The following is an 11,995-nucleotide window of genomic DNA, read 5'->3' as shown; positions in this document are numbered from 1 at the left end:
TCCCCTGGGCTTCGAAATCTGTGTGCCGGACGGCACGGGACATGGGCAGTCTATGCAGGAGAGCCGATCGTCCGACCGAAGGGCTGCCCGTGACGGAACACCGCGTCCCGCCTGCCGTACGTCTGCGCGTACCCACCCACGAGGACGCCTTCGCCTGGCACGGCGTCTTCGACGACCCCGACGTCATGGAATTCCACGGGGGCGCCTCCGCCGAGCTGTCCGTCTACGAGGAGCTGACCGCGCGCCAGCGCAAGCACGACGCCGAGCACGGCTTCTGCTTCTGGACGCTGCTCGGCGAGGACGACGAGGTGCTCGGCTTCGCCGGCGCACAGCCCTGGCCGCACCTCGAATGGGGGCCGGTGGGCGAGATCGAGCTCGGCTGGCGGCTCGGGCGCGCGCACTGGGGGAAGGGGTACGCGACGGCCGCGGCGCGCGCCGCCCTTGAGCGCCTGCGGGCCACGGGGGTGCCCAGCGTGGTCGCCATGGTCGACGTCCGCAACGAGCGGTCCATCGCGGTGACGCGGCGGCTCGGGATGGAGGTGGAGGAGCGGTTCGGGATGCCGGGGTCGGATCGGCGGGGGTTGCGGTTCCGGCTCCGGTTGTAGTTCCGGTTCCGGTTGTAGTTCCGGCTCCGGTTGTAGGGCCCGGACGCGCCCGGGCCCCGAACTGCCCCGGCCCGGACGCGCCCTGGCCCGGACGCACCCTGGCCGGGATTGCGTATCGCGATATAGCGTTAGTCTCGCAGTCGCGTCGGTGGTGGCCCTGGCCGCACCGCGTGAAGACGTGTCGACACGACCAGGACGGAAGCATGTCGGGAGAGACCTCGCCCACCGGTAAGCGCTCCGGCCCCGGCTCGTCGCCCGAGCTGCGCCCGTCCCCCGGCCTGCGCGCCTCTCACGCGGATCGGGACCGCGTGGTGGACGTACTGCGTGTCGCGGCGGGGGAAGGCCTGCTGACGGCGGACGAGTTGGACGAGCGGCTGGAGGCCGCCCTGTCGGCGCGGACCGTCGGCGAGCTCGCTCCGCTCACCGCCGACCTGCCGCCCGTCTCCGCCTCGGCCGGCCCGACCGCGGCGGAGGTCAAGGACGTGCTCCGGATCGAGCGGAGGTTCAGTGCGGTCGAGCGCGGGGGACGCTGGGTGTTGCCGCGCAGGCTGGAACTCAGGGTGGAGTGGTGCGAGGTGACGCTCGACTTCACCCAGGCCGTGATCACGCAGGACACCTTGCAGATCGACATGGACATGCGCGGCAAGAGCCTGACCCTGATCACCAGGCCGGGCATCGTGGTCGACGCCGACGCCCTGGCACTGGAGTTCAGCAAGCTCGACGTCCGTCAGGCTCCGGCTCCGGATCCGGATCACGGGACGCCGATCACGCTACGGGTGGAGCTGGTGGGCAGCAAGAGCTTCGGCCGCGTCGTGGTGCGGCCCCCGCGGCGGTCGTTCGGGCAGTGGCTGCTGCGCAGGCACCCGGGCCTGCCTGCGGGCGACTGACGAGGCGGCCCCGGGGCTCCGGAGACCCCGGTTCCTTCAGGGCCCCGGACACTCCCCCTTCAGGGGCGGGCCTCAGGCCCCGAGTGGGTGCTCTCGGCGCCTGCCTGCTGGTTCTGCCAGAGGAAGGCGCCTGCTGCCACGGCGGAGCCCAGGAGCAACGCGGCCGCGAGTGAGGCGAGCCAGATGACGGCGGGGCTGCGGGGCCGGGGGCGTGGGGCGCCGTCGGGTGGGGCGGCCGGGGACGGGATCGTCGCGGCGGCGGGGGCCTGCTCCGTCGTACGGGACGGTGCGGGCCCACGGGGAGGTGGCGGCGACCCGGTCCACCATGCCAGCCAGGGGCCCGCGATGACGGCGCCGATCAGCCAGGGCAGGACGGCGAGCAGGGTGTCCGGGAGGTGCAGGGCCACGGTCGCGCCGCCGGTGCCGCTCGCCCCGTGGGCGGACGCGGTGCCCTGCGCCTGGACGCCCGCGCCGCTGAGGGCGGCCAGAAGCAGGAACAGGGCGAAGAAGACGCCCGTGGCGAGCAGTCGCTCCCCTCGGCCCTTGCTGCGGCGTGCCGCGAGCGTGCCGACCACCAGCGCGCTTGCCAGGCCGAGGGCCATGGCGCCCGTCACCGCGCCCGGGCCCGCCGCCTCGGCGAGCTTGGCGAGGCCGAAGTACCCGCTCTCGTAGCCCCCTCCGTACGTCGAACTGCCGCCCGCCGTCGCCCGTACGGGTGCGCCCCAGCCGATGCCGAGCGCCGCCACGCCCAGGTTGGGCAGCACCAGCAGCGCGACGAGTTCCGGCGAGGCGCCGGTGTCCGGAAGGTTGAGCGCCCGGCCCAGGTCGTCCACCTGCGTGAGGGCGAGGTACGCGGCGGCGGAGCCGAGCGCCAGGACGGCGCCGAGGGCACGCAGGGCGGTGGTCGTCGCGCGTAGCAGTGTCCGGATCCTGGGCCGGCTGCCCAGCCACCAGGCGGCCTCCCCGCGGTGCAGCACGGCGGTGGAGACGGCCAGGCTCAGGAACAGCGCGCCCAGCGCCCCGAACACCGGCGAGGACGAGAACCGGACACCCAGCACGGTCGGCTGCGCGCACAGCTCCAGCGCCAGGGTGGACCCGCTCACCACTGCCGCGACCCGGACGGCCGCCTCCAGGCCCGCCGTTCGGGGCGCGGGACCCGCCGTGCCGCTGCCGGCCGCCGACCGCGGGCCCGGGGCGCGCAGCGGCAGGCGGGCGCGCAGGCCGCGCAGGCCCAGGAGGAGCGCCGCGATCCACAGGGCGGTGACGGTCATGGGGACGAGGGAGAGGGAACTTCCGCCGTCGAGCCGCAGGACGACTCCGTGGCCCGGGTGCTCAAGACCGTGCACCTCGAAGCCGCCGCCGACGGCCTGGAGAAGCAGGGCGAGGGCGAGGCGCAGCCGGGTGCCGAAGTCGATGAGTTCCGCTCCGTCCCGCTGCCCGTACGCCGGAACCGCCACCGCCACGGCGGCGACCAGGACGCCGCCCACCGGCCACAGCGCGGCACGGGCGGCCCCGGCCCAGTCCCCGCCCAGGACCCGCCCGAGGAACGCCCCGGCCGGGGAGGGCGGACGGGCCCCGCCGGGTCCGGCCCGATGTCCGGATCCTGGCTGCACCCGGGCGGGCAGCCCCCGAGGCGCGGGCGTCGGAACCGGAGGCGCGCCGGGCGCATGGGCCGGCGGCGGCACGACGGGGTGCGGGGGTGGCGGGGCGGCGGGATGCGACCCGGAGGCGGGGGGAGGCTTGGCGGGGTGTGGCGGTTGTGGGGCGCGGAGCGGGGGTTGCGTGGCGGGATGCGACTGCGCGGGCCGCGGCGAGGTGGGCGGGACCAGTGCGCGCGAGCCCCGGGAGCGGGAGTCCCGGGAGCGCGAGTCCGGAACGTGTGGATCCGGCGCACGCGAGTCCGGCGCACGCGAGTCCGGAACATGCGGGTCCGGAGCGGGCCGGGGCGCGCACTCCGCGCAGGTGCGGGTCTCGTCGGGAAGCCGGGTCCGGCAGTGTGCGCAGTACGACGCCATCGGATCGCTCCGTTCGCTCCGTCATGCAGGAGGCGGCGGGGGCCCGGGCGGCCCGGGGTTGTGCGGGCCGGCGGCGCCGGCCCGGTACGGGGCCGTCAGCCCTGCTTGAAGCCCCGGTGCAGGGCCACGATTCCGCCGGTCAGGTTCCGCCAGGCCACCTTGGACCAGCCGCTCTTGAGCAGCCGCTGGGCCAGCGCGGGCTGGTCGGGCCAGGCGCGGATGGACTCGGCGAGGTAGACGTACGCGTCGGGGTTGGACGACACGCCACGCGCCACCGGCGGCAGCGCACGCATCAGGTACTCGCTGTAGACGGTGCGCAGCGGCGCCCACGTCGGGTGCGAGAACTCGCAGATCACCACGCGGCCGCCCGGCTTCGTCACGCGGTACAGCTCTTGAAGGGCCGCGTCGGTGTCGTGGACGTTCCGCAGCCCGAAGGAGACCGTGACGGCGTCGAAGACGTCGTCCCTGAACGGCAGCCGGGTCGCGTCGCCCGCCGTGAACGGCAGCCAGGGGTTGCGCTGCTTGCCGACCCGCAGCATGCCGGTCGAGAAGTCGCACGGCACGACGTACGCGCCGGTGCGGGTGAACGGCAGCGAGGAGGTGGCCGTGCCCGCGGCGAGGTCGAGAACCTTCTGCGCGGGCCCGGCGTCGACGGCTCTGGCCACCTCCCGGCGCCAGAGCCGGGTCTGGCCGAGGGACAGCACGTCGTTGGTGAGGTCGTAGCGCTCCGCGACGTCGTCGAACATCGAGGCGACTTCGTGCGGCTGCTTGTCCAGGGATGCGCGGGTCACGGGCCCAGCATACGGACCGCCCGCCCGATCCCGGTGGCCCACCGCCTCCCCGGCGGGCCGCCGGGTTCCCGGGCCCGCCGGACGCCCGGGTCAGCGGGCCATCCGGGTCAGCAGACGACCTGGGGCAGGGGCGACCTGGGCCAGCGGACGACCCGAGTCAGGGGCCGACCCGGGTCAGCAGGCGACCTGGATCAGCACGTGACACGGGTCAGTGGGCAACCCGGCTCAGCCGGCTCAGCCGGCGTCGACGAGCTTCAGCGAACGGCGGCCCGTCCCCGTACCGTCCAGGGCGGTGGAGGAGAGGTGGGAGACGACGCGGTCGTCGACGGGGTCGTCGGCCGGGTCGTCGTGCACGACGAGGTGCTCGTAGGTGGTGGCGCGCTGCGCCGGGACCCGGCCCGCCGAGCGGATCAGGTCGATGATCTCCATCCGGTTCGAGCGGTGCCGGGCGCCCGCGGAGGAGACCACGTTCTCCTCCAGCATGATCGAGCCGAGGTCGTCCGCGCCGTAGTGCAGGGAGAGCTGGCCGACCTCCTTGCCGGTGGTCAGCCAGGAGCCCTGGATGTGGGCGACGTTGTCCAGGAAGATCCGCGCGATGGCGATCATGCGCAGGTACTCCAGGAGGGTGGCCTGCGTCTGGCCCTTCAGGTGGTTGTTCTCGGGCTGGTAGGTGTACGGGATGAAGGCGCGGAAGCCGCCCGTGCGGTCCTGTACGTCGCGGATCATGCGCAGGTGCTCGATGCGCTCGGCGTTGGTCTCGCCGGTGCCCATCAGCATCGTGCTGGTGGACTCCACGCCCAGCCCGTGCGCGGTCTCCATGATCTCCAGCCAGCGCTCGCCGGACTCCTTCAGCGGGGCGATGGCCTTGCGCGGCCGGGCGGGCAGCAGCTCCGCGCCCGCCCCCGCGAACGAGTCCAGGCCCGCGGCGTGGATGCGGGAGATCGCCTCTTCGACGGTGACGCCGGAGATACGGGCCATGTGCTCCACCTCGGACGCGCCGAGGGAGTGGATCACCAGCTCGGGGAACGCCTTCTTGATGGCCGCGAAGTGCTTCTCGTAGTACTCCACGCCGTAGTCCGGGTGGTGGCCGCCCTGGAACATGATCTGGGTGCCGCCCAACTCGACGGTCTCCGCGCAGCGGCGCAGGATGTCGTCCAGGTCGCGGGTCCAGCCCTTGTCCGTGTCCTTCGGCGCCGCGTAGAACGCGCAGAACTTGCACGCCGTCACGCACACGTTGGTGTAGTTGATGTTCCGCTCGATGATGTACGTCGCGATGTGCTCCGTGCCCGCGTAGCGGCGCCTGCGGAGGGTGTCCGCGGTCCGGCCGAGGGCGTGCAGCGGGGCGTCGCGGTAGAGGACGACGGCTTCCTCTGGCGTGATCCGGCCGCCGGCCGCGGCCCGCTGGAGGACGGCTGTCACGTCGACATCCGCCGGGGTGCCCGCGGAAGCGGTGTCGGCCTGGTCGGTCACCGGCGTCCCTTTCGTAGGGGTGTGAACGGACCGTGCCAGCGTACGCCAGGGACTTCGGCCCTTGGGCGGCCCCTTCACGGGGTGGGCGCTGCCGCGCGCCTGCGCGGGCCCCGGAGACCCCCGCCGTCCGGTGGCCCGGACACGACTGTTCGCCGCACTCCTGACCCGGCTCCACCACGCCGTCAGGTGTGCTGATCGATGTCCGACATGTCTCCGTACCGGTCTCCGTGGGACGCGGACAGGGACTGGAGGCGCTGGAGTTGGGGGCGGGTGAGGCGCACGCAGGTGGCCGCGATGTCCTCCTCCAGGCGGGAGACCCGCTTGGTGCCGGGGATGGGGACGACGTCCTCGCCCTGCGCGAGCAGCCAGGCCAGCGCGACCTGCGCGGGAGTCGCCCCGGCGTCGTCGGCGACGGCCTTGACCTCGTCGGCGATCCGCAGGTTCGCCTCCAGGTTGGCGCCGGAGAAACGGGGGTCGGTCTTGCGGAAGTCGTCCTCCGCGATCTGGCCGCTGTCGCGGATGGTGCCGGTGAGGAACCCGCGGCCGAGCGGGGCGTACCCGATGAAGCCGATGTCCAGGTCCCGCAGCGTCGGCAGGATCTCGTCCTCCGGCTCCCTGGCCCACAGGGAGTACTCGGTCTGGAGGGCGGTGACGGGGTGGACGGCGTGCGCGCGGCGGATCGTCTCCGGTGCGGCCTCCGAGAGGCCGATGTGCCGGATCTTGCCCTCGGTGACCAGTTCCTTCAGCGCGCCCATGGTCTCCTCGATGGGCGTGTCGGGGTCGACGCGGTGCTGGATGCAGAGGTCGATGTGGTCGGTGCCGAGCCTGCGGAGCGAGCCCTCCACGGCGTGGCGGACGCTCGCCGGGCTGCTGTCCAGGGCCTGCCGGCCCGAAGGCTGGGAGAGGTAACCGAACTTGGTGGCCAGCACCACGTGGTCCCGCCGCCCGGCGATCGCGCGGCCGACCAGTTCCTCGTTGGTGTACGGGCCGTAGACCTCGGCGGTGTCCAGCAGGGTGACGCCGAGGTCCAGCGCACGGTGGACGGTGCGGACGGACTCCGCGTCGTCCACGCCCTGGCGGCCGTAGATGGCGGCCATGCCCATGCAGCCCAGCCCGATCCGGGAGACCTCCAGGTCCCCGAGTTCGACGCGCTTCATTTCGGGTCCCTCCGGCGGGCGGCCTTCGTCCCACACAGCGAGTACCGCCTCGCCATCGGGCGAAACCGCGCGACGGCGCTCCGGCGTGCCTGGGCCACCGCACCGGTGCGGTCGCGCCGGGGCCGCGCACCGGCGCCGCTTCCCGCCGCCCCGCTGGCCGTGTGGCCGCGTGGCCGTGTGGCCGTGTGGCCGTGTGGCCGTGTGGCCGGTTCAGGCCCGCTATCCCATCCCCGGCACCAGCCGCGCCGCGTACGGCGCCCGGATCGTGAGGCGCAGGAAGCGGACCGTGGTGCGCACCACCTGCTCCTTCGTGCGGGCCGCGAGCCAGCCGGTGAGGGCGCGCTCGCGGGGCGAGTCGTCCGCGCGCACGAACTGCACCAGGCCGTCCGTGCGGCCGAGGCTGATGCACTGGATCCGGTACGAGAAGCGCAACGGCCGCGGTGCGCCGCCGCGCAGCTCGGCGATGATCGACCGTGCCGCGGACACGCCCGTCGGCAGGGCCGCCGCGCACCCCATCCGCATCGCCCCCGCCGTGGCGGAGTGGGCCGCCCCGGCGTCACCGGGCACGTACACCTCGGGGTGGCTGACGGAGCGCAGCGCCTCGTCGACCGCGATCCGGCCGGACGGGTGCAGGGTGAGGCCGGCCTGGGCGGCGAGTTCCGCGTTCGGGACCATGGCCGCGGCCCAGACCACGGTGTCGGCGTCGACGTCGTCGGGATGGGCGACCCGGTGCCCCTCCTCGATGCGTACACCCCGCGCTTCCAGGACGGCGTGCACGTGCGCCCGGCCCTTCGCGGACAGGCCCGCTCCGACGAGGCCGTCCGAGAGCAGCCGCACCCGGTGCCCCTCCGAGCGTTCCGCGATCTCGGCCGCCATCTCGATGCCGGTCAGGCCGCCGCCGACGACGGCCACCGAGCCGGGGCCCGCCGCGAGCCGCCGGTGCAGCTCGGCGGCGTGCTCGGTGGTGTGCACGCGCCCGGTCCCGCCCGAGGCGCCGGGGGCGATTCCGGTACGGCTGCCGAGGGCGTAGACCAGCCGGTCGTACCCCAGGGTCCGGCCGTCGTCCGTGGTGATCGTGCGGGCGGCCGGGTCCAGGGCGGCCGCGCGGGCGGCCACGTGCGTGACCTGCCTGCCGAGCAGGCCGCCGCGGCCGGTCAGCGGGTGGGTGACGTCGCGGCCGCCCACGGCCTGCTCGTGCAGCCGGACCCGCTCCGTGAAGCGGGTGGCCGGGTCGACGACGGTGACGCGGGCGTGCCCGGCCAGCTGGGTGGCGGCCGCGAGACCGGCGTAGCCCGCGCCCAGGACGACGACGTCCTGCCGCTCGGACCGCCTGGCGGCCGTGCCGTGCTGCCGCGTGGCCCCGGCGCTCTCGGGGTGCTGTCCGCCGGTGTGCTGTGCGTCGGTTGCCGTTGTCCCCGTCGTCGTGCCTGTCGTTGTGCGCGGTGTCTGCGTTGTGCCTGTCGTTGTGCGCGGTCTCTGCGTTGTGCCTGTCGTTGTGCGCGGTGTCTGCTTCATGCAAGGGGGACGACGCGACCCGCCCGACTGTGAGAGTGATGCCGGTCACATGTCGCTCACCCACCGTCGGATGCCGCGCGGGTGCCGCGCGCACGCCGGTCGCATGCCGCTCGCGCGCCGGTCAGCGCAACAGGGTGGTCAGGTGGCGGAGCTTGTCGGGGTTCATCATGAAGTCGATCTCGGTGATCCGGCCCTCGTGCACGGTGAAGCCGATGACGGCCGCCAGGCCGCTCGCCGGGTCGGAGAAGACCAGCCCCGGAGCGCCGTTGACGTCGCGGATCCGCGCGTCCATCGCCACGGGGTCGTACCCGCGGGTGATGCGGTGCGCGTAACGGGCGACCTTCTCGCGGCCCCGCACCGGGAGCCGGGCCGTGGTGAACCTGCCGCCGCTGTCGCTGATCCACACGGCGTCCGGGTCGAGCACCTCCAGCAGCGCGTCGAAGTCGCCCTCGGTGACGGCGGCCAGGAACGCTTCGACGGCCCGCCGGTGCTCCCCCGGTGCCAGTGAACGGCGCGGTGCCTCGGCGCGCACCCGCTTGCGCGCCCGCGAGGCCAGCTGCCGTACGGAGTCCTGGGTGCGGCCGACGACCTCGGCGATCTCCGGGAACGGCACCGCGAACACGTCGTGCAGCACGAAGGCGGTGCGCTCCGCCGGGGTGAGCCGTTCCAGGACGGTGAGCAGGGCGGTGCCGACGGACTCGTCGAGGGTCACCCGGTCCTCGGGGCCGGCCTCGGTGACCACCGGCTCGGGCAGCCAGGGCCCGACGTAGGACTCGCGGCGGGCCCGCGCGGAGCCGAGCTGGTCGTAGCAGATCCGGCTGACCACGGTCGTCAGGTACGCGCGCGGGTGCTCGATCCCCTCGACCTCGGCATCCGTCAGGGCCTGCCAGCGCAGCCAGGTCTCCTGGACGACGTCGTCACTGTCCGCGACCGAGCCGGTGATGCGGTAGGCGATGCCCCACAGGCGGCTCCGGTAGCGCTGGAAGAGCCCGGTCCTCTGGTCTCCCGGTGCGGTGGGCGGCTGTTCCCCCGGCGCGTCCGGCCACCGTTCCCCCGGCGTGGCGGGCGGCTGTTCCCCCCTCGCGTCTGGCCACCGTTGCCCGGGCGCGTCTGGCGACTGTTCCCCCGCCGCGTCTGGCGACCGTTCCCCCGACGCATCTGGCTCATACGCTCCCGAGATGTCTGGCGCATGGGCTCCCGACGTGGCCGGTTCCTGATCTCCGGAGGCGGCCGGGGGGTGCTCTGCCGGTGTGGCCGGCCTCCGGTCTGCTGGCCTGGCTGGCATGTGCGTTCTCCTTGGTTCCGGCGGCTGCCGGGAGGGCGGCCGGGCACGGCGTCCGGCGGGACGGCTGCCGTGCGGCTCACCGCGGCCGGGCGTACGCGGCCCGGCGGGCGGCTCCCGGTGCCGAGCGGGCGTTTCCGTTCGGCCGAAAGGAGACGATCCGCAGCCGCGATCCGTGACATCAGCGCCATCCGTGACGTCAGGCCGGGCGGTGGGGGGAGACGGGGGGTGCGGCGGGCTCCGTCTCAGTCCTTCGTCATCCGTGCCTCGGGGTTCCCCGCGCGGGGGTCGTCCGACGTGTACTGGAGGTCGTCACCGACCGGGCGGAGCGTGACGGAGTGGGCGGCCCCCGAGCAGTGCGACGCGTTGCCCTCGGCGCCCCTGCCGCTGGCCAGCAGCTCGTCCCCGCCGGCCTTCTTCAGCGTCAGGATGTCCTTGCAGGTGCCGCCGAGGAGGTCGGTCTGCGTGAGGTCCGCGAACTCGGTGCCCTCCTCCGCCTGCCGGACGACGAGTTCGAACGTGCCGTCGGGGATGCCGGAGGCGCTTGCCTCGCCGCGCCAGGTGCCGAGGAACCGGTCGGGCACGTCGTGCGGAGCCGAAGGGGTGCTCGAACCCGGGGGGTCCCCGACCGGACCGCCGCCGCCGGTGCCGCCGCCCGAGCTGTTCTCCGAGGCACCGCCCGTGTCGTTCCCCGCGCCGCCGCCCGGCAGCAGGTCGAAGACGAAGACGGAGCCGATGGTCAGCGCGGCGAGCGCGCCCGCGATGGCGAGCGTCACGGTGCACGTCAGCTTCCTGCCACGGCCGTGCGGACCCGTCCCACCGGCCGGCTTCCCGTCGCCGGATCCCGTCACCCCCTCGCCGCCGGGGCCGCCCGGAGGGGCACCGTGCGGCACGTAGGTGTCGGCGTCGTGCGGGCCGGGGGCGGGGGCGTCGTGCACGCCGTCTGCGGGGGCGCCGCGGCGGCCGAGCGGGAACGTGCGGCTGGAACCGGATGGCACGGCGCCGGGCGGCACGGCACCGGGCGGCGTGTCCTGCCCCGGGGACCGGCCGCCGGGTCCGGTGGTGGTGTCCGGGGCGCCCGGCGCCTCGTCCGGGGCGTGCTCGCCGTACGACGGGTCCGGCGGCCCGAAGCCCTCGCGGGGACCGGGCGCCGCGGCCTCCAGGTCCAGCAGCCGCTGGGTGAACCGCCCGGCCTCCGCCACGAGGGGTGCGGGCAGCCAGCCCGCCGCGACCGCGCGGGCCACGCCGTCGGGCGCGAGGCGCCGGGCGAGGTCGGCGGGGGCGGGCCGGGCGTCCGGGTCCTTGGCGAGGCAGGACCGCACCACGTCGCGCAGCTCGCCGGTGAGCCCGTCGAGTTCGGGTTCCTCGTGGACGACCTTGTAGAGCAGTACGGCCGACGAGTCGCCGGCGAACAGCGGCCGCCCCGTGGCGGCGTACCCGAGCACCGCGCCCAGCGAGAAGACGTCGGCGGTGCCGCTGACGTCCGTGCCGAGGATCTGCTCCGGCGCCATGTAGCCGGGCGAACCCACCGAGACACCCTGCGAGGTGAGGGAGGCGGTGCCGTCCACGGCCCGGGTGATGCCGAAGTCGATCAGCCGGGGGCCGTCCATGGCGAGCAGGACGTTGGACGGCTTGACGTCGCGGTGCACCAGGCCGAGCCCGTGCACGTGCGCCAGCGCCTCGGCGAGCCCGGCGCCGAGCACCCGCACCGTGGACTCGGGCAGCGGCGCGGGCTCCGGCGGCACGTCGTCGGGCCCGTCGGGCGGCGGGATCACGGCCTGGGCCAGCGAGGGCCCCGCCACGTACCCCGTGGCGACCCAGGGCACCGGGGCGTCGGGGTCGGCGTCCAGGACGGGGGCGGTCCAGGCGCCGCCGACCCGGCGGGCCGCGGCCACCTCGCGCCTGAAGCGCGCCCGGAACTGCCGGTCCGCGGCGAACCCCGGGTGCACGATCTTCACCGCGACGGTCCGGCCGCCCGCGCTCCGCCCCAGGTAGACCCGGCCCATGCCTCCCGAGCCGAGCCGACCGAGCAGCCGGTAGGGCCCGATGGCGGTCGGCTCCCCGGCTCCGAGCGGCTCCATGCCCACGGCCTCCCCCGAACTCGCCGTGCTCCCCCGGCGCTTGGCTGCTCCAGCAGCGTAGTCGCGTGCCAAGATCCGCCACAGGGGGCGTGGCCGCGGTCGCGCACCGGCTCCCGCTCCCGCGGGGCCCGAGCCCGTACGGCGCGTTTCCGTTCCCCCACATGCGGTGACTCCGGCGGCGGTACGCGGGGC

8 protein-coding genes and 1 pseudogene are annotated in these 11,995 nt (G+C 74.8%); 2 read left to right on the top strand and 7 right to left on the bottom strand.

Features of this window, described 5'->3' with window-relative positions; all coding sequences use genetic code 11:
- Nucleotides 1-41: 41 nt before the first annotated feature.
- Together Sm713_RS02195 and Sm713_RS02190 are read left to right on the top strand one after the other, a co-directional pair.
- Nucleotides 42-605 carry a GNAT family N-acetyltransferase gene (locus tag Sm713_RS02195; protein WP_212908017.1) on the top strand — a complete coding sequence of 188 codons (564 nt, stop codon included), beginning with the start codon at nucleotides 42-44 and terminating at the stop codon, nucleotides 603-605.
- 203 nt (nucleotides 606-808) lie between these two features.
- Entirely contained in the window at nucleotides 809-1,492 is a 684-nt protein-coding gene (locus Sm713_RS02190) for a DUF1707 domain-containing protein (RefSeq protein WP_212908016.1), read from the top strand.
- A 59-nt stretch (nucleotides 1,493-1,551) separates the two neighbouring features.
- Here the strand turns inward: Sm713_RS02190 and Sm713_RS02185 are convergent, their stop codons facing one another.
- From Sm713_RS02185 to Sm713_RS02155, 7 genes and pseudogenes are all read right to left on the bottom strand, one after another.
- On the bottom strand, nucleotides 1,552-3,105 hold the full coding sequence (locus tag Sm713_RS02185) for a zinc ribbon domain-containing protein (protein ID WP_212908015.1): 1,554 nt from the start codon (nucleotides 3,103-3,105) through the stop codon (nucleotides 1,552-1,554).
- 497 nt (nucleotides 3,106-3,602) lie between these two features.
- The gene (locus tag Sm713_RS02180; RefSeq protein WP_212908014.1) at nucleotides 3,603-4,298 is read right to left on the bottom strand and encodes a demethylmenaquinone methyltransferase; all 696 of its coding nucleotides are present in this window, start codon (nucleotides 4,296-4,298) and stop codon (nucleotides 3,603-3,605) included.
- Nucleotides 4,299-4,532: 234 nt separating this feature from the next.
- A complete protein-coding gene (gene mqnC / locus Sm713_RS02175) occupies nucleotides 4,533-5,768 on the bottom strand; it encodes a cyclic dehypoxanthinyl futalosine synthase (RefSeq protein ID WP_212908013.1) in 1,236 nt (411 codons plus the stop codon).
- A 182-nt stretch (nucleotides 5,769-5,950) separates the two neighbouring features.
- Nucleotides 5,951-6,925, bottom strand: coding sequence for an aldo/keto reductase (locus tag Sm713_RS02170; protein WP_212908012.1), 975 nt, complete (start codon nucleotides 6,923-6,925; stop codon nucleotides 5,951-5,953).
- Nucleotides 6,926-7,144: 219 nt separating this feature from the next.
- Entirely contained in the window at nucleotides 7,145-8,440 is a 1,296-nt protein-coding gene (locus tag Sm713_RS02165; RefSeq protein ID WP_212908011.1) for an NAD(P)/FAD-dependent oxidoreductase, read from the bottom strand.
- 121 nt (nucleotides 8,441-8,561) lie between these two features.
- Nucleotides 8,562-9,440: pseudogene (gene sigJ, locus Sm713_RS02160) on the bottom strand (RNA polymerase sigma factor SigJ); the annotation flags it as partial.
- A 527-nt stretch (nucleotides 9,441-9,967) separates the two neighbouring features.
- Complete coding sequence (locus Sm713_RS02155) at nucleotides 9,968-11,803, bottom strand: serine/threonine-protein kinase (protein WP_212908009.1); 1,836 nt, start codon at nucleotides 11,801-11,803, stop codon at nucleotides 9,968-9,970.
- Nucleotides 11,804-11,995: the final 192 nt, after the last annotated feature.

It is taken from the genome of Streptomyces sp. TS71-3 (genome assembly GCF_018327685.1).
GTDB lineage: Bacteria > Actinomycetota > Actinomycetes > Streptomycetales > Streptomycetaceae > Streptomyces.
Note: the sequence above shows the minus strand (reverse complement) of the source record. Positions and strands in the feature narration are given on the sequence as shown.